We start from the raw sequence: 17,881 nt of genomic DNA, 5'->3' as shown, positions 1-17,881 counted from the left end.
GGGCCAGCGCCGCGCGAGTGGTCGGCAACTCTCATCGCTGCTGCAGATGGGGCCATCCTCGCGTTATTTGTCCGTCAAATGTCGCTTCATAGCAAAAGCCGATTGGGAATTGGCCCGGCTCTTCGAGAGTAAAGGGTCGCTCGACCGTTTGACGTTTCTCGACTTGGTCTGAAGTCACCGAGGACAGGTATAATGAATCAGGAAATTCTCGAATCTACAGCAAGTGCTGCGGAACTTATCCGGTTGGTTCGTGCAAAGGAAATCTCGCCTAGCGAGGTTCTCGGTCAGACGATCTCCAGAATCGAGCGGCGCAATCCATCTCTGAACGCGATCATACACCTTGATGCCGACGCCGCTCGTGAGAGGTCTCGTAGCGTCGAGGCGCGGCTTCTCGCGGGCGACGGGACCGTACGCCTTGGCGGCGTGCCGACGGTCACCACGGAATTGTTCAGTAGCTATCCGGGTTGGCCCAACAGTCTCGGTGGAATTCCATCCGTGAAGCACGCCAAGGGAGCGAGCCGTTCCCTCTATCCCCGGCGGATGGAAGCGTCCGGCGCGGTGCTCCTAGGGTACACCAATTCGTCCCCGCTCGGCTTTACCAGCGTCTGCGACAACCGCTTGTTCGGGCCGACCGCCAACCCGTTTGATCTGGCGAGGAACAGCGGCGGCGCGGCGGGCGGCAGCGCGGCGGCCGTGGCAGACGGCCTAGTGCCGATTGCTGGCGCGCTCGACGGCGGCGGGTGGATCCGAATTTCGGCGGCATGGTGTGGGGTCTTTGGATACCAGTCTTCGCACGGGCGGGTCGCGCGCGTCACACGGCCGAGCGCGTTCGAAGTTTCTCCGTTCGCCTACGACGGCGCGATCAGCCGGACTGTGGAAGATGCAGCTCTCGCGCTGAATGCGCTGGTCGGGTACGAGCCGGACGACCCCTTCAGCGTCCCTTCCGATGTTGATTGGACACATGCGCTGATCAATCCGGTACGCGGATGTCGGATTGGCTTCGCCCCGCATCTTGGCGGGTTTCCGGTTGCACCGGAGATCGTCGAGGTTCTGACCGCGTCTGTCGCCGCGTTCGAAACGCAAGGTGCGCACGTGGTGCCGTTCAAAATTCAATTTCCGCATTCAGCCGAAGAGATCAGCGCCGCATGGCGGCGGATGGTGTCGATGCGAATGGCAGGCGCGTTCAACGGATTGAAGAAACGCGGCATCGACCTGTGCAATGACTTCAGAGACGAGATTCCGGAGGAGGTCTGGGTCTCGATCGATCAGGCGCAGTCGCTCGGCTCAGCCGGGATGCAACGTGATCAGCAAATCCGCACCACCGTGTACGACGGCATCAATCGCGCTTTGGCTGAAGTGGACGTGATCGCCTGCCCGGCAACGGGTGCGCTGCCTGTGATGAACGGCGTAGCCGGCGACACCAGCGCCCCGAGCGCGATCGACGGCGTGGCCGTCGATCCAGTCGTGGGCTGGTGCCTCGGCTTCCTGACGAACCTCTCCGGCCACCCTTCGGCGTCCCTACCAGCGGGATTTGCGAATGGTCTCCCGGTCGGTCTGCAACTGATCGGGCAGCGACATGGGGATTTTGAGCTCCTCTCGCTCTGCGCCGCGTTCGAAGCGGCGCGACCCTGGGCGGCTTCCTACGACCGATGTGCGGCCAGAGTGCTGGCTCCCGCATGAAGCAATCGGGGCTGGTGCGAAGTGCCGAGGGCGCGGACGACCGCCTCGTACTGTACGCGCCAGCTCCTTCAACCAGGAGAAGAGATGTGAGGGTGAAGAACGCGTCAAATCAGAAAGGTATTCTTCGATCGAAAGCGCTGTGGCTTCACGTCCCCCGCCTTCTGCTCGGGCTGCAGTTTGTCGTGAGCGGCACTGACGGCTTTTACTTCCTGGCGACCGGCGAAAATCTGATCCATCCGCCGGCGACACCCGACGCACGCGCGTTAGAAGAGGCGATGCTGGCGAGCGGATTCATGTGGCCACTCGTGAAGGCCGTGAATCTTCTCGGCGGCATGTCGCTGTTGCTCAACTTCAGGCCGGCCTTCGGGCTGGCGATCATCATGCCTGCCATCACGGTGATCACCCTCTATCACCTGACTCTCAATCCGGCCGGCGTTCCCGCAGCCATCGTTATGGACCTGTTGGCGGGCGTCCTCGCCTACGCTTACCGGCGCAACTACGCGCCAATGCTCGCCTAGGCCAACGGGGGCTCCCACGAACATCCAACCGTCGCGCAGCGCTAGAAGCGACGCACGATCATGCGAAGAAGGTCATTTGCCATGCAGAGACAGCTAATTCCTGCAACATTGTTGTTGCTGATCGCCGGAGAGGCGCGCGCGGACGACGTCCAATCCGGCGCCGGGGACAAAGAGTACAATCTGAGCGTCGGACCCGGGGCTGCGATATTTCCGACTTATCAGGGATCGAACAAGTCCAGGGTGATCCCGCTTCCTGTCATAGAGGGGCGGTATGGCCGGTTCTTCGTCGACACGTCGGAAGGCATCGGGGTCGATCTGTATCGCGACGACATCTTCAGGCTGGGGGCGAGCGTCACATATGTCGCGGGGTACGATAGCGGTGATGTTCCGAAAGGCATCAACGGGATCGACGATACCGCTGGCGCGCGGGTCTTTGGAAGTGTTCGGCTCGACCGCTTCACCTTCTCTGTCGGAGCCGTACAGTCCATCGGTGGAGCCAAAGGGCTGGTGGCCGACGCGGGACTTTCTTACTACCTGCCGCTGACACCGAGTTTCGCGCTTGTACCGTCCGTCAGTACGACCTGGGCCGACGGGAAGTACATGGACAACTACTTCGGGATCAGCGCCGCGGAGTCGGTGGCTTCCGGGCTTCCGTCGTTCAAAGCCAAAAGCGGGTTTAAGGACGCCTCGCTCTCGCTGACCGGGATCTACCGCGTCTCCGACCGATGGACAGTCACTGGCAACGTGGGCGCGACAATGCTGTTTGGCGACGCCCTCGATACGCCTCTGAACCAGGAAAAATGGAATCCTACGGGGTTCCTCGGGTTGTCGTATCGGTTCTAGTCGATGGCGAGGCCGTGCGGAGAGCCGGATCGACCAGCACGTATATCCGCCGAACAAATACGTGGGTATATGAATCATCAATTGTACGGATGGCGGCGCCAGTTTTACAGCTCTGCTGCCAATAACGCGCCCGATGGCGAGGTGGAGTGATGCGAGTTCTAATCATTGGTGGAGGCCTTGGCGGGCTTTGCCTCGCGCAAGGCCTTCGTAAGGCCGGGACGGACGTCTCGGTGTTCGAACGGCAGGCGAGTGCCTCCGAAAATCTGGCCGGCTATGGCATCCACATCAATCGCCACGGTCAGCAAGCTCTGAAGGCGTGTTTGACACTGGAGGGCTGGTCGCGATTTGTCGACCTCAGCACCCAGGCGGGCACCGAACTGCATTTCCGCGACGAACAACTCCGCCGGCTTGCAACGCGCGACGAAGCGGCTCTCTCGGGCAAACCCGCGAGCGAGGTTGGACTGCGCGGCGTCGGGCGCATCGAACTGCGGGAGATTCTTCTCGATGGGCTGACGGATGCCGAACGCCCTGTGGTTCAGTGGGACAAGACCTTCATCCATTATGAGCAACTTTCCGGCGGCGGCGTCCGTGCTTACTTCGCGGATGGCAGCAGTGCTGAGGGCGACTTGCTCGTCGGGGCGGACGCGAGCCATTCGAAAGTACGCCAACAATATCTTCCGGATGTGCATCGTCTGGAGTTGGGCATCCTGGCGATCGCAGGCCGGTATGTTCTCGACGAAACACGGGCGCGCGCCTTGCCGCGTGCGCTGACGGATGGCTCCCTCAACAACATCGTCCCGGCGGGTCCAGGCTGGATGTTCGTTGCAGCCTGGCGCTCGCGCTCGGCTGATGTGGACGGACACCGCCAAGCTGCGCAGAACTATGTGATGTGGGCCTATGTCACGCCCCGGTCGCAGCTCGGTCTCGCTCCTCTGGACGGTGGGGCATTGGCGCTGCAGGAGTTCGTGCTGCGGCGGATACAGGATTGGTCGCCCGACCTAACCACCCTCGTTCGCGACGCTGACCTCGAGACGGTGGCTCCCGTCCTGCTCCGATCCATGCCGGAGCTTGAACCATGGCCGCCCAGCAACGTCACGCTGATCGGGGACGCGATCCATAACATGACGCCGATGGCCGGCATTGGTGCGAACACGGCGCTTCGCGACGCACGCATCCTGTGTGACGCGCTGGTCGAGGCGAAAGCCAGCAACGGACCGCTGGTGCTGGCCGTGGGCGTCTATGAAACGCAAATGCGTGAATACGCCAACAAAGCAGTCGGCCTTTCCAGGCGAAATGCCGAGAACGCCAGTTCCGACGCGCCTTTTCCGAGGCGCATGTTTCGGCTGGTCCTCCGGCTCGCGCAAGCCTTCCCGCCGGTCATGCGCGCAACCTTGGGTCGGAGTTCGAGGGAACCCTGACGAGCGGCACCAGTGGGCGCCTCATTGATGGAGCGGCCTTCATTTTCCTACGAGGAGGCCATGCCCGATCTGTCGCTGGATTTGAGAAACTTGAGATACGCGATTGCGGCAGCGCAGCACCGAAGCTTCAGGCGCGCCGCGGCGGCACTCAACATCTCGCAGTCGACGCTTACGCGTCGAGTGCAGCTGCTCGAGCATCGTATCGGGTTTTGCATCTTCGACCGCGGGCCTGATGGGGTCCGCCTAACCCGTGCCGGCAAGTTGTTTCTGGAAGAGGCATCGACGGGCATGAACCAGCTCGGACATGCGGTGCAAGTTGCGGCATCGGTGCAGAACGGGGAACGCGGTGAATTGCAGGTCGGCGTTCTCGTGCCGCTCACGGAAGGTCGTCTACACCTTGCTCTCAAGGAGTTTCACAGACGTCATCCCATGATCCGTGTTCGGTTGCGCGAGGGCTCGTCGGAGCAGAACCTCGCGCGTGTCACGACGGGAGAGCTGGACATCTCGTTCCTCCCTGGGCGCCCACGGCTGGCTGAACACGAGGCGATGCTGCTTTGGACCGAGGGTATCTTTGTCGCGATGCCCCAAGATCATCGACTTTCGGAACGGGAGGAGCTGGTCTGGCAGGATCTGCGTGACGAGACTTTCTTGGTCACTCAGAGGGGGGTCGGTCCGGAGATCCATGATTATGTTGTGCGGAAGCTGTCCGCGCCAGGCTTCAGTCCGCAGATCGACGTCCACGACGTCAGTCGAGAAAGTCTCCTGAACATCGTCACCATGGGTTATGGGATTACCCTCGCAAGTGCTTCATTCCTCGGCCGCGGCGCGGCTGGCATCACATTCCGACCGATCGGCGGAGATCCAGAGCAACTCCCCTCTACAGCCGTGTGGTCGCCGAGCAACTCGAACCCTGCGCTTTTTCACCTGTTGTGTCTCGTCAAGGACGTGGCTGCCGGGCGAATGCCCCAGATAGGTGGAAGCCAGGTTCGAAAGGTCCTAGTGTTCCTGATTAGCTTCCAGGCGTTCGCTCAGTCCTATCTCGGCGCGCCCGTGCAAATCCTCGATCCGTTTGTATGAAGCGTTGAGCCATCGCCAGGATGAGCTTTTCAAGTTCGGCGACAGCAACGCCTTCTTGTTGAGCTAGAATCTCTGCATATTGGCGCAAGTCTCGATGGAGAGCCGCAGGCAATTCGAGCGAAACCTTGATAGGCTTTTCGTCGATGACGGCGCCCAGTTTCAACTTGCTCATCGGTCAACCTCCGTAAGGCTCGAGCACAACGTCTCGGGTGACGATCACGCGGACGGGGAACCCCGGACGAATCGTCAGCGTCGGCGCGACGTTGAGCTGTCGGCGGATGATTTGCTGGCCGGCGTTATTGATGGTGTCCTGGCCTCCGTTGCGGATCGCTTGGATCAGGCGGTCATCGTCATTGGTAGCGAGTTCGGCGCCGACACTGAGCAAGGTCGAAAGCCCCGCTGCCTTGGCGAGATCCCACCAATGATAATCGACGCCGTCCTGCAGGCCGGCATAGCCCTCGGCGTCTGCGCCGGGTTGGCGCTCGAGCACGATCGAGCGACCATTCGGAAAGATGAGCCGGTTCCAGACCAGCAGCACGCGACTTTGCCCGAACTGCACATTGTTGTCGTACTGGCCGATGACGCGCGTACCCTGCGGCACGAGAAGGATGCGGCCGGTCGGACTGTCATAGATGTTCTCGGTCACCTGCGCGGTTATCTGGCCTGGCAGGTCCGAGCGAATACCGGTGATCAGCGCAGCGGATATGACCGCTCCGGCCTGCAGGATATTGGGCGAGGCCGGTGCTGCGACGCGATCGGGTGAGACAGTGCGGCGGTCGGCGGCCGCGTTGAGAAAGGCGTTCTGGCGGTCCTGCGCCGTCGGCGTGGAGGGCTGCGGCGCCAGTCCGAGACTGGTCAGGTCGGGTAGCTGTTGTGTGCTGGGCGTGGTCGAGGATGGCCCTGCGGCGGCGGACCGGGTTTCAGTACCGGCGAACAGCCGCGCCGTGCGGGCCGCCTCAAGCTCCTGAATGCGTCGCTGCTCCTCCGGACTGAGACCGGGATTAGCGGTGGCCCCGCCGGGTGCGGGAACGGGTTGGCCGCGATTTTGTGCCCCCAGCATCGGGCGGCCGAGGTCGCCGGGGAGCGGCGGACCAAGCTGGGGCACACCGCTATAGTCGCGCGGCAAGCCCGCAATGCCGTCGGCGGTAGCGCGGTTCTCGGTCGAGTAGAGCTCCTCGTTCGGGCGGCCACCGTCGCGGGTCTGAAGTGCATAGACAAGCGCGCCACCGATCCCGACGCTGGCGACGAGGCCAATTCCCGCGAGGACCTTGCGCGATAGCCGGGTGACACGCGGCGGCTCGGCGCGGAGCCGCATCGGCGCCGGGCTAGCCGGCTCGCCGGTCAGGGACTGAGCCTCGTCGTCGGGCACTTCCTCGTTTCGGGGGTCGCGCTCGCTCACGACGCGGGCCTCCCATCGGTGCGGGTGATGCGGACGCGCTTCTGGTTATCGCCCGAACCAAAGCGCAGTTCGGCGGCGGCGAAGAGGCGGTCGATGATCATGTGGTGACCGCGGACGCGATAGTTCACCAACTCGGAGGTGGTGCCTTCCTGTCCAACGACGAACAGCGGGGGCATCTCGCCCTGGCCGATGCCCCGCGGAAATTCGATGAAGACCTGACGGCCGTCGTCGAAAGCGCGCAGCGGTCGCCAAGGTGCGCGATCGCCGTCGATTGCATAGCGGAAATTGACGTTGGCGAGATCGACACCCCTCGCCACGGGCTGGGCGGCTTGCGCCTCGGCGTTCTGCCGACGGAGTGCAATGAGCTGGTCTTGTGGATACTGCCAGGAAACCGACGCCATATAGGTCCGCTCGGTCGAGCGCAGTTCCATATGATAGGTGCGCAGATTGGTGTTGATGACGAGGTTCGTCATCAGCTCGGCGCGGGTGGGCTTCACCAGAATGTGAATCTGACGGGTCGCGCCCGAGCCGCTTTCGGTATCGCCGATGATCCAGCGCACGGTGTCGCCGGCGGCGACGGGGCCCGAGCCGACGAGTTGCTCGCCTGGCTGCAATGCGATGTCCGTGATCTGCCCGACGGCGGTGTAGACCTGATAGAGCGCCCCCTGGGTGAAGGGATAGACCTGCATCGAGTTGATGAAGCCGTCCCGCACTGGCTGGATGCGTGCGGCAGCGTTGGCCTGGTTCACCCTCGCGGTCGGATCGGTTGGTTCAGGCGCGAGCCGGGACGGCTCCACCCGTTGCAACTGTCCGGGTAGCGGAAGTGGACGCGGCAATTCGACCACGGTAACCGGCGCGGGCGGATCGACTGTCTGCACAGCCGGCGCAGCGTTGTCGTAGGAGATCTCCGGCGGCGGCGTGGTGGTCGCGCATCCGGCGAGCGCCGTCGTCGCCAGCAGCACGAACGGCATGGCGTATGCGCGCAGAGCCGGAAATGCGGTGATGTGTGAAGCCGGGTTTCCGGCTTTACGGAAAGACGGCCTCATTGCCCAAGCTCCCGTGACCAGTTGATGGCGTTGACGTAGATGCCGAGCGGGTTCGCCCTGAGCCGGTCGGCGTTGCGGGGAATCTGCACCACGATCGTCAGGATCGCGGTCCAGCGTGTGGTCTCGGCGAGCTGCCCGTTCTCGTAGCGGCGCTCGACCCAGGCGACGCGGAAGCTGTCAGGCGACGCGCGGATCACGCTGGAGACGTCGACGGCGACCTGCTGACGGCCGACCCGTGTGAACGGGTCGTTGGACCGTGCGTAGTCGTTCAGCGCCATCGCTCCGCGGTCCGTCGTGAAGTCGTAAGCCCGCAGCCAGTTCTGGCGCACGATGATCGCGTCGGCGGGGATGGAGCGGACCTGTTCGATGAAGCGAGCCAGGTGGAAGGCGATTTGCGGGTCGGTCGGACGATAGTCTGCCTCGGCTGGCGCTACGGCCTGGGCCTGACCGACGCGATCGACCTGCACCACCCAGGGAACGATCGTGCCGCGCGCCGACTGCACGACGAGAGCGGTGGCGAAGCCGGCCGAAAGGATCAGCGAACCGAAAGCCATCAGCCGCCAGTTTTTCGCCTGAACGCGCGAAGCGCCGATGCGCTCGTCCCACACCTGGGCGGCGCGCTGATAGGGTGTCTCGGGCTCGGCGGCTTTGCCGTAATGGGTGGAGGGTCGTTTGAACATCAGCGATCGCCTTCGGAAAGATTGATGGAGGAGCCGCCGCCATGGGCATCGCCGGAGCGGACGGCATGTGCCGTGGCCTGGACGGCGTGGGTCATGTGTTGGGAGCGGCGCAGCCGCTGCGCCCAGGCGGGCGGCCCGCCAGCGTTCGCGGAGCCGCTAGATTCAGCGCTGCCGCCGGCTGGATCGCTGCTGGTGGAGCCCATTGTGGAAGAGCCGCCGGTCGCCTCGAACGCTGCCTTGCCGCCAGCGTTGAAACTGGACCGCATGCTTTCGGCGGCGCGCGATGCGGCGCGCCGCAGCGGCGAGACGGCCGCGCTACCGCCGGCTCGTGCCACGCCGCCAAGGCCCGAAGCGACACCGGCCGCGCCAGACTGGCCGGCGGCGCCGAGGCTGTAGGCGGTGGACGCTCCACCAGCCATAGCGGCGCCGCCACGGGCAGCGGCGGCCGCGCCGCCAGCCAAGGTCGCGCCACCCGACGCCACCGCGCCAACCGCGCCAGCACCGAGCGCGACCATGCCACCAGCGGCCATGCCGGTGCCGACCGCAGCGCCAGCGCTGAGCTGCGGGCCGCCGGAAACGATGCCGCTGGCAATGCCGGGCCCGAAGATGCCGAGGCCGAGTAACGACAGGGCGGCGAGCACGATCGCCATGGCTTCGTCGATTGTCGGGGTCGCGCCGCCGAAGCCGACCGTGAATTCGGAGAACAGCGTCGAGCCGATGCCGATGATCACGGCCAGGACCAGCACCTTGATGCCGGAGGAGATGACGTTGCCCAGCACGCGCTCGGCCATGAATGCCGATTTGCCGAACAGGCCGAACGGGATCAGCACGAAGCCGGCGAGGGTCGTCAGCTTGAACTCGATGAGCGTGACGAAGAGCTGGATCGCGAGGATGAAGAAAGCGAGCAGCACCAACGCCCAGGCCAGGAACATGCAGGCGATCTGGATGAAGTTCTCAAAGAACGACCAGTAGCCCATCAGGCTGGAAATCGAGTCGAGCAGCGGTCGGCCGGCGTCCAGTCCGGTCTGCGCGACCTTACCGGGGCGTAGGAGATCTGCCGTGGTGAAGCTGGTGCCGCTGGCTTTCAGGCCGAGGCCGGCGAAGCTCTCGAAGATGATGCGGGCGAGGTTATTCCAGTTGCCGATGATGTAGGCGAAGACGCCGACGAACAGCGTCTTCTTCACCAGGCGCGCCATGATGTCGTCGTCGGCGCCCCATGACCAGAACAGTGCCGCCAGAGTCACGTCGATGACGATCAGCGTCGTCGCAATGAAGGCCACTTCGCCACTGAGCAGGCCGAAGCCGCTATCGATGTAGCGGGTGAAGACCTCGAGAAAATGGTCGATGACGCCTGTGCCGCCCATGATGTTATCTCGCCTGGTCGAGCTGCGGCGGCGCGATCGGTGCGGGAGGCTCGAAAGCCGGCTGATCGGTGCGGCCCGGTTGGGGGATGACATTGACCTGCGGAGCCGGCGGCATGTCCGGCAGTCGCTCGGCAGGACGCGCGCCGGGTGCGAGGAAGCGGTTGCGGTTCTCCGCCCAGGCGCGCAGGCAGGCCGGATCGCGCGGTCCGGCCTCGCCCAGGGACTGACACCGGATCAGCGCGTCTCGCAGCGGATCAGCTTGCACCTGCGTCATCCGACCGGAAGGCCACGCCTCCGGCGCTTCCTCCTTCCGGTTCATCTCGATTGCGGTCGCGGTGATCGCGACCGCCACGAACACGACGGCGCCGAGCCGGGCGAGCATCTTGCCGTCCATCGTCGCGTCCTCAGTTGCCGTTCGGGAACATGCGGGCGTTGCCGGGCTGATAGCCGGCGCCCGGCGTCAAGAACCGGCGGCGCTGCTCACGGCCCTGTTCGGCGGCGGCGGAGCGCTCCGCTTCGGATAGGCTCTGGGCCCGGCCATTGGCTGCGACGACAGCCGTGAGGTCAGCGAGTTGCTGTGCTTGCAGCGCAAGGAGCTGGTTGCCCGCCTGGGTCGCCTGCAGCGCGCCGGTCGCGCCTTGGCTCTGGCCAACCAGCGCCGACATCTGGGTCCGGTTCGTGTCGATGTTGCCGACCACACCGGCTTGGACGCGCATGGCGTCCTGCAAGCCGCCGACGGTGTTTTGCCAGCGTTCGCGAGCGCCGGTGACGAGCTGCTGGTCCGAGGCCGATATCGACGCATCGCCGTAGGTCGTGCGGAAAGCCTGGTCGATGTTCTGGACGTTATAGGCGATGCGCTGAGCTTCGCCGAGAAGTTGCTGGGTGCGCTGGACGGACTGTTGGAGCTGCTGGAGAGACGAAAATGGCAGGCTGGTGAGATTGCGCGCCTGATTGATCAGGCCCGTCGCCTCGTTCTGGAGCGACGTGATCTGGTTGTTGATCTGCTGTAGCGAGCGCGTGGCGGTCAGAAGATTCTGAGCGTAGTTCGTCGGGTCATAGACGATCCCTCCGAACTGCGCGTGGGCGGGCGGCGCCATAAACGGCATCGCGGCCACGGAAGCCGTCAGCAGCGCGACGGTCATGCGCAGCATGCGCGAGCGGGAACGAACGGAACGTGTCATGGGCGTGCCTCCGGGTCAGTTTGGGGGGTGACGTTGGTGAGGTCGGCGACGAGGTCGGCGGCCCAGGCAAGCCGGTTTTCGGCGAGCCACTCGGCAAGGAAGCCGTCCGTGCCGCTGCGGGCATGGACTTCCGCGATGAGCGCCTGATGCTGCTTCGATGATGCGGCGCAGAGCGCCAGTGCGACGTCGGACAGGCCGAGCTCAAACAGCCGGTTGCCGCGCCGGGACTGGCAGTAGTAATCGCGTTTGGGCATCGCCCGCGCGACGATTTCGATCTGGCGATCGTTGAGGCCGAAGCGGCGATAGATGGCCGTGATCTGCGGCTCGATCGCGCGCTCGTTCGGCAGCAGGATGCGGGTCTGGCAGCTCTCGATAATGGCCGGCGCGATCGCCGAGCCGTCGATGTCCGACAGAGACTGCGTAGCGAAGATGACGCTCGCGTTCTTCTTGCGTAGCGTCTTCAGCCACTCGCGGAGCTGACCCGCGAAGCCCTCGTCGTCCAGCGCCAGCCAGCCTTCATCCACGATCAGCAGCGTCGGCCGGCCATCGAGGCGGTCCTCGATGCGGTGGAACAGATAGGCGAGCACGGCTGCGGCCGCGCCGGTGCCGATCAGCCCTTCGGTCTCGAAGACCTGAACATTGGATTCGCCAAGATGCTCGGCTTCGGCGTCGAGCAGCCGACCATAAGGACCGCCGACGCAATAGGGCCGCAGCGCCTGTTTCAAATCGTTGGATTGAAGCAGGACCGAGAGACCTGTCAGCGTCCGCTCGACGATTGGCGCGGAGGCCAGTGACGAAAGCGCCGACCAGAGGTGCTCCTTCACCTCGGGCGTGACGGGGACGCTCTCGCGCGCCAGGATCGCGACAAGCCAGTCGGATGCCCAGGCTCGCTCGGCGACGTCGTCGATCCGGGCTAGCGGCTGAAGCGACACGCTGTCGTCGGCGCCTTCAGTGAGGCCACCGCCGAGATCATGCCAGTCGCCGCGCATGGCGAGCGCGGCGGCGCGGATCGACCCGCCGAAGTCGAAGGCGAAGACTTGGGACTGCGGATAGCGCCGGAACTGCAGCGCCATGAGCGCCAGCAGCACCGACTTGCCGGCGCCGGTCGGCCCGACGATCAGCGTATGGCCGACGTCGCCGACATGGATGGAGAGCCGGAACGGGGTGGAGCCTTCGGTCTTGCCGAACAGCAGTGGGGGTGCTGCAAAATGCTCGTCCCGTTCCGGTCCCGCCCACACCGCCGAAAGCGGGATCATGTGGGCGAGATTCAATGTGTTGATGGGGGGTTGGCGGACATTGGCGTAGACATGGCCGGGGAGCGAGCCGAGCCAGGCGTCCACCGCATTGATCGTCTCGGCCATCGCAGTGAAGTCGCGGCCCTGGATGACCTTCTCGACCATCCGCAGCTTCTCGGCGGCGACGCGCGGATCATCATCCCAGACAGTGATCGTCGCAGTCACATAGGCTTGGCCGGCATAGTCGGCACCCAGCTCCTGCAACGCCATGTCGGCGTCGGCCGCCTTGTTGGACGCATCTGTATCGACCAGCGCCGACGCCTCGTTGGTCATCACTTCCTTGAGGATTGCGGCGATCGACTTGCGCTTGGCGAACCACTGCCGCCGGATCTTGGTCAGCAGCTTGGTCGCGTCGGTCTTGTCGAGCAGGACGGCGCGCGTCGACCAACGATAGGGAAAGGCCAGGCGGTTCAACTCGTCGAGGATGCCGGGAGTGGTCGCGGTCGGGAAGCCGACGATGGTGAGGATGCGGACATGCGCGTCGCCGAGCCGCGGTTCGAGCCCGCCGGTCAGTGGCTGATCGGCCAGCAGCGCATCGAGATACATCGGCGTCTCGGGCACGCGGACGCGGTGCCGCTTCGTCGAGACCGTCGAGTGCAGATAGGTCAGCGTCTCGCCGTCATCGAGCCAGGCGCATTCCGGCATGAAGGCGTCGATGAGCTGGAGGATGCGGTCGGTACGGTCGCTGAAGCTGCGGAGGATCTCGTGCGCATCGACGCCGGCATGATCGCGACCCTCATACAGCCACGTCTCCGCGCGCGCCGCGTCCTCGGCCGGCGGCAGATAGAGGAAGGTCAGGAAGTAGCTGGACTCGAAATGCGCGCCGGCCTCCTCGAAGTCGGCCTTGCGCTCGGCATCGACCAGCCCGGAGGCGCTGTCGGCGAACATGCTGGCCGGATAGGTGGCGGCGCCATGGCGCTGCGCCTCGACGAAGATCGCCCAGCCGGAGCCGAGGCGCCGGAAGGCGTTATTGAGCCGGCCGGCGACAGCGACCAGCTCGGCCGGCACTGCGCTGTCGAGGTCGGGGCCGCGGAAACGCGCCGTGCGCTGCAGGCTGCCGTCCTTGTTCAGGACGATGCCTTCGCCGACCAAGGCGACCCATGGCAGATAGTCGGCGAGCCGGGTGTTGCGGTTGCGATATTCAGCAAGGTTCATCATGGACGTCGCTCCTCAGACCGACAGGTGGCCGGGGATGCGCAGATGCATGCGCACGACGTCGACGAACTGCGGATCGCGCTTGGCCGCCCAGACGGCCGCGAAATGCCCGACGGCCCAAAGGCCCAGGCCGACCAGCCAGAGGCGGAGGCCGAGGCCGAGCGCGGCCGCCAGCGTGCCGTTGAGGATGGCGAGCGAACGCGGAGCGCCGCCAAGCAGGATGTGCTCGGTCAGCGCCCGATGAACCGGGACGGAGAAGCCCGGCAGCTCGCCGCCATGATCCGCGCCATCGGCCATCAGACGAGCGCCCCGCCGCCGAACGAGAAGAACGATAGGAAGAAGCTGGACGCCGCGAAGGCGATCGAGAGACCGAAGACGATCTGGATCAGCTTGCGGGCGCCGCCTGATGTGTCGCCGAAGGCGAGCGTCAGTCCGGTGATTATGATGATCATCACGGCGATGATCTTCGCGACCGGTCCTTCGATGGATTCGAGGATCGACTGAAGCGGCGCTTCCCAGGGCATCGACGATCCGGACGCGTGAGCGGCCGGTGCGAGTGCCAGCGTGAGGAAGGTGACGGACACCGCCGTGGCGATGTGGCGGCGGATGCGCAGGGCATGCTTGATCATGACGGGTCTCCTGTGAGGGGCTGGCTTGCGGGGGTGACGCGGTAGTCGCCGTCGAGGCCGAGGCCCTCGATGCGGGCGAGTTCGGCTAGGCGGCGCGATGCGCCCCGACCCGAGAGGACGGCGACGAGATCGATCGTCTCGGCGATCAGCGCGCGCGGGACGGTGACGACGGCTTCCTGGATGAGCTGCTCCATGCGGCGCAGCGCGCCGATGGCTGTCCCCGCATGGATGGTCCCGACGCCGCCGGGATGGCCGGTGCCCCAGGCCTTCAGCAGATCGAGGGCCTCAGCCCCGCGCACCTCGCCGATCGGAATTCGATCGGGGCGCAGGCGAAGCGAGGAGCGAACAAGATCGGAGAGCGAGGCGACGCCGTCCTTGGTCCGCATGGCGACGAGATTGGGCGCCGCGCATTGCAGCTCGCGGGTGTCCTCGATCAAGACGACGCGGTCCGAGGTCTTGGAGACCTCGGCCAGCAGCGCGTTGGTGAGCGTGGTCTTGCCGGTCGAAGTGCCGCCGGCGACGAGGATATTGCGTCGGTCGGTGACGGCCTGGCGCAGCGTCTCGGCCTGACCCGCCGCCATGATCCCGGCGGCGACATAATCGTCGAGCGTGAAGACGGCGACGGCGGGCTTGCGGATCGCGAAGGCCGGCGCGGAAACGACGGGCGGCAACAGCCCCTCGAACCGCTCCCCCGTCTCGGGCAGCTCGGCCGAGACCCGCGGGGCGCCGGGATGCACTTCGGCGCCGACGTGGTGGGCGACCAGGCGGATGATACGCTCGCCGTCGGACGGCGACAGCAGCTCACCCGTATCGGAAAGTCCCTCGGAAAGCCGGTCGACCCAGAGCCGCCCATCGGGGTTGAGCATCACCTCTACGATCGCGGGGTCTTCCAGATACCGAGCGATTGCGGGGCCGAGCGCGGTGCGCAGCATGCGCGCGCCGCGAAGGATCGCCTCCGATTTCTGGTGATTGGCCGCCACGTCGTCCCCGTTCTTTTGCGGGTCCGCGAAGCGCGGCCCTGGATCGGGGATGAGTAGAAGAGGCAGAAATCATGGCCTGACAACAACCATGAAGTGGTCGTCGTACTGTGGCGTACAAAGACAGGGAAACGGCGGAACGCAGGAATACTTGCGCTGAACGCCGTCGTGATTATTCCGCGTCGCGCGCGGGCGCGATGTCCTCGGAAATCTCCTGCCTGAGCTTCGGACCCTGCGCGAGTCGCCGGCCGAGTGCGGTGACGAATGCTTCGTACCGCTCGCCAGCTTTGGCGCGCGCCGCAGCCTGGGCGGGCTCTGGTAGCGGCGGATTTGTCGTCAGCCAAAAGCGGACGAACACCGCCAGCGTCTCGACCGCTATGCCAAGGTCGCGTTCCATCCGCGCCATGCGCCGGTCGAGCTGGTCGAGCCGTTTGGTGGTGGCCGCCTCCTGCCGTTCGGCGGCGTCGGGTGACAGGAAGGAAGCGATGCCGGCTTCCGCGATCAGCGAGAGGGATTGATCGCGGCGGGCGGCATGCGCGGCTAGTGCCTTCATAACGTCCGGTTCGAGATACACCGACAGCCGCCGCTTCTTTGGAGGCTTTGCCATGATCGCCACCTAAAGTTCTATACCGTCGCCGGGATCGAGCGACGCTTGGCGCGCCACCTGGCGCATGGTCTGGTTCATGCCCGATAGGCGCGCGGCCTCCTCATCGGCGTCGTCACGGGGATCGATCTCGAACTCATTCTCGATCGGCTTGGTACGCTCGACCGGCTTCGCGCGGCTCAACTCCGGCTGGTGCCGTCGCTCGGAGTCGGTCGTATCCTCATCTCCGGACCCATGCTCACCGCCTGGCGCGACCGACAAGATCGGCTTCGACGGAAGCGGTACGGTGCTCCAGTCGTCCGGTCGGGCGGTTGTCGGCTTCACAGCCTTCGGGGGCGCCATGATCCGCTCCTGAAAGCGGCGATCCTCATAATAGCGGGCCTTCTTCGCCCGGATCGGCGGCGTGCCGGCGACCATGACGATTTCGTCGGCCGGCGGGAGCTGCATGATCTCGCCAGGCGTCATCAGTTGCCGGGCCGTTTCCGAGCGCGAGACCATCATGTGACCGAGCCAGGGTGACAGGCGATGGCCGGCATAGTTCTTCATGGCGCGCATTTCGGTCGCGGTGCCGAGCGCATCGGACACGCGCTTGGCGGTCCGCTCGTCATTGGTCGCGAAGCTGACGCGCACATGGCAGTTGTCGAGGATCGAGTTGTTCGGCCCGTAGGCCTTCTCGATCTGGTTCAGCGACTGGGCGATCAGGAACGCCTTCAGGCCGTAGCCGGCCATGAAGGCCAGCGCGCTCTCGAAGAAGTCGAGGCGGCCGAGCGCTGGAAACTCGTCGAGCATGAGCAGCATCCGATGACGGTTCCCCTTCGCCTGCAGATCCTCGGTCAGGCGCCGGCCAACCTGATTGAGGATGAGGCGGATCAGCGGCTTGGTCCGGTTGATGTCCGACGGGGGCACGACGAGGTAGAGCGTGGTCGGATGTTTGCCGCCGACGATATCGGCGATGCGCCAGTCGCAGCGGCGCGTGACCTCGGCAACGACGGGGTCGCGATAAAGGCCGAGGAACGACATCGCGGTTGACAGCACGCCCGACCGCTCGTTGTCGGATTTGTTCAGCAGCTCGCGCGCTGCACTGGCGATCACCGGATGCGGGCCGACCTCGCCGAGGTGGGCCGTCTTCATCATGGCGGCGAGGGTCGACTCTATCGGCCGCTTCGGATCGGAGAGGAAAGCGGCGACGCCCGCCAAGGTCTTGTCGGCCTCGGCGTAGAGGACGTGAAGGATCGCGCCGACCAGCAGCGCATGGCTGGTTTTCTCCCAGTGGTTCCGCTTCTCCAGCGAGCCTTCCGGATCGACCAGGATATCGGCGATATTCTGGACGTCGCGGACTTCCCACTCGCCGCGGCGCACCTCGAGCAGCGGATTATAGGCCGCCGACTTCGTATTGGTCGGATCGAACAGCAGCACGCGACCGTGACGCGCGCGATAGCCGGCCGTGAGCGTCCAGTTCTCGCCCTTGATGTCATGGACGATGGCGGAGCCCGGCCAAGTTAGCAGCGACGGTACGACCAGGCCGACGCCCTTGCCGGACCGCGTGGGCGCAAAACACAGCACATGCTCTGGCCCGTCGTGGCGAAGATAGTCGCTGTCGAACTTCCCCAGGACGACGCCGTCGGCGCCCAGCAGGCCGGCGGCGCGGACTTCTCCGGCGTCGGCCCAACGGGCGGATCCGAAGGTCTCGGCATTCTTGGCTTCACGCGCGCGCCAGACGGACATGCCGATCGCGACGGCAATGGAAATGAAGCCGCCTGACGCGGCGATGTAAGCGCCCTCGATGAAGATCGGCGGGGCATAGGCGTCGTAGAAATACCACCACCAGAAAAAGGCGGGCGGATAGTAGATCGGCCAGCCCGCCACCTCGAACCACGGGACGCCGAGCTGCGCCTGGAAGCCTAGCCGCCACGCGGTCCACTGCGTCGCAGCCCAGGTCGTCATCAGCACGATCAAGGCGACGGTGAGGATCTGTCCCCAGAGGATTTTGGTCGCCGACATGGCGGGCACTCCGT

18 protein-coding genes are annotated in these 17,881 nt (G+C 65.0%); 5 read left to right on the top strand and 13 right to left on the bottom strand.

The window, feature by feature from the left end:
- Positions 1 to 192 precede the first annotated feature (192 nt).
- The 5 genes from EG885_RS03785 (at position 193) to EG885_RS03765 (ending at position 5,536) form a co-directional block, all read left to right on the top strand.
- The gene (locus EG885_RS03785; protein ID WP_131573136.1) at positions 193 to 1,680 is read left to right on the top strand and encodes an amidase; all 1,488 of its coding nucleotides are present in this window, start codon (positions 193 to 195) and stop codon (positions 1,678 to 1,680) included.
- Positions 1,681 to 1,766: 86 nt separating this feature from the next.
- A complete protein-coding gene (locus tag EG885_RS03780; RefSeq protein WP_131573135.1) occupies positions 1,767 to 2,198 on the top strand; it encodes a hypothetical protein in 432 nt (143 codons plus the stop codon).
- 81 nt (positions 2,199 to 2,279) lie between these two features.
- Entirely contained in the window at positions 2,280 to 3,041 is a 762-nt protein-coding gene (locus EG885_RS03775) for a MipA/OmpV family protein (RefSeq protein WP_165571027.1), read from the top strand.
- A 149-nt stretch (positions 3,042 to 3,190) separates the two neighbouring features.
- A complete protein-coding gene (locus EG885_RS03770; protein WP_131573133.1) occupies positions 3,191 to 4,459 on the top strand; it encodes an FAD-dependent oxidoreductase in 1,269 nt (422 codons plus the stop codon).
- 60 nt (positions 4,460 to 4,519) lie between these two features.
- A complete protein-coding gene (locus EG885_RS03765; protein WP_131573132.1) occupies positions 4,520 to 5,536 on the top strand; it encodes a LysR family transcriptional regulator in 1,017 nt (338 codons plus the stop codon).
- Here the strand turns inward: EG885_RS03765 and EG885_RS03760 are convergent.
- The 13 genes from EG885_RS03760 to EG885_RS03700 all read right to left on the bottom strand — a co-directional run bounded on the left by EG885_RS03760 (position 5,469) and on the right by EG885_RS03700 (position 17,867).
- Entirely contained in the window at positions 5,469 to 5,708 is a 240-nt protein-coding gene (locus EG885_RS03760; protein WP_131573131.1) for a DUF2274 domain-containing protein, read from the bottom strand. The two genes, EG885_RS03765 and EG885_RS03760, sit on opposite strands and share 68 nt — an antisense overlap.
- 3 nt (positions 5,709 to 5,711) lie before the next feature.
- Positions 5,712 to 6,851, bottom strand: a complete 1,140-nt coding sequence (locus tag EG885_RS03755) for a TraB/TrbI/VirB10 family type IV secretion system protein (protein ID WP_207392196.1) — start codon at positions 6,849 to 6,851, stop codon at positions 5,712 to 5,714.
- An 80-nt stretch (positions 6,852 to 6,931) separates the two neighbouring features.
- Positions 6,932 to 7,981, bottom strand: a complete 1,050-nt coding sequence (gene trbG / locus EG885_RS03750) for a P-type conjugative transfer protein TrbG (RefSeq protein ID WP_131573129.1) — start codon at positions 7,979 to 7,981, stop codon at positions 6,932 to 6,934.
- Positions 7,978 to 8,661 carry a conjugal transfer protein TrbF gene (trbF, locus tag EG885_RS03745; protein ID WP_131573128.1) on the bottom strand — a complete coding sequence of 228 codons (684 nt, stop codon included), beginning with the start codon at positions 8,659 to 8,661 and terminating at the stop codon, positions 7,978 to 7,980. The genes trbG and trbF overlap by 4 nt, the downstream gene beginning before the upstream one ends.
- Positions 8,661 to 10,025 (bottom strand): P-type conjugative transfer protein TrbL, encoded by a 1,365-nt coding sequence (gene trbL, locus EG885_RS03740; RefSeq protein ID WP_131573127.1) that lies wholly within the window; start codon positions 10,023 to 10,025, stop codon positions 8,661 to 8,663. Before trbL ends, trbF begins: the two co-directional genes overlap by 1 nt.
- 4 nt (positions 10,026 to 10,029) lie before the next feature.
- Positions 10,030 to 10,419 (bottom strand): putative entry exclusion protein TrbK-alt, encoded by a 390-nt coding sequence (gene trbK-alt, locus EG885_RS23425; protein WP_131573126.1) that lies wholly within the window; start codon positions 10,417 to 10,419, stop codon positions 10,030 to 10,032.
- Positions 10,420 to 10,429: 10 nt separating this feature from the next.
- On the bottom strand, positions 10,430 to 11,206 hold the full coding sequence (gene trbJ / locus EG885_RS03730) for a P-type conjugative transfer protein TrbJ (RefSeq protein WP_131573125.1): 777 nt from the start codon (positions 11,204 to 11,206) through the stop codon (positions 10,430 to 10,432).
- Positions 11,203 to 13,659, bottom strand: a complete 2,457-nt coding sequence (gene trbE, locus EG885_RS03725) for a conjugal transfer protein TrbE (RefSeq protein ID WP_131573124.1) — start codon at positions 13,657 to 13,659, stop codon at positions 11,203 to 11,205. The genes trbJ and trbE overlap by 4 nt, the downstream gene beginning before the upstream one ends.
- Before the next feature lie 12 nt (positions 13,660 to 13,671).
- Positions 13,672 to 13,953, bottom strand: a complete 282-nt coding sequence (locus EG885_RS03720; RefSeq protein ID WP_131573123.1) for a VirB3 family type IV secretion system protein — start codon at positions 13,951 to 13,953, stop codon at positions 13,672 to 13,674.
- Positions 13,953 to 14,285, bottom strand: coding sequence for a TrbC/VirB2 family type IV secretion system protein (locus tag EG885_RS03715; protein ID WP_037455233.1), 333 nt, complete (start codon positions 14,283 to 14,285; stop codon positions 13,953 to 13,955). The genes EG885_RS03720 and EG885_RS03715 overlap by 1 nt, the downstream gene beginning before the upstream one ends.
- On the bottom strand, positions 14,282 to 15,217 hold the full coding sequence (gene trbB / locus EG885_RS03710; RefSeq protein WP_207392195.1) for a P-type conjugative transfer ATPase TrbB: 936 nt from the start codon (positions 15,215 to 15,217) through the stop codon (positions 14,282 to 14,284). Before trbB ends, EG885_RS03715 begins: the two co-directional genes overlap by 4 nt.
- A gap of 217 nt (positions 15,218 to 15,434) precedes the next feature.
- Entirely contained in the window at positions 15,435 to 15,869 is a 435-nt protein-coding gene (locus tag EG885_RS03705; protein WP_131573165.1) for a CopG family transcriptional regulator, read from the bottom strand.
- Positions 15,870 to 15,878: 9 nt separating this feature from the next.
- Complete coding sequence (locus tag EG885_RS03700; protein ID WP_131573121.1) at positions 15,879 to 17,867, bottom strand: conjugal transfer protein TraG; 1,989 nt, start codon at positions 17,865 to 17,867, stop codon at positions 15,879 to 15,881.
- Positions 17,868 to 17,881 lie beyond the last annotated feature (14 nt).

Source organism: Paracoccus nototheniae, from assembly GCF_004335005.1.
GTDB lineage: Bacteria > Pseudomonadota > Alphaproteobacteria > Rhodobacterales > Rhodobacteraceae > Paracoccus > Paracoccus nototheniae.
This window is presented reverse-complemented; position numbering and strand designations above follow the sequence as displayed.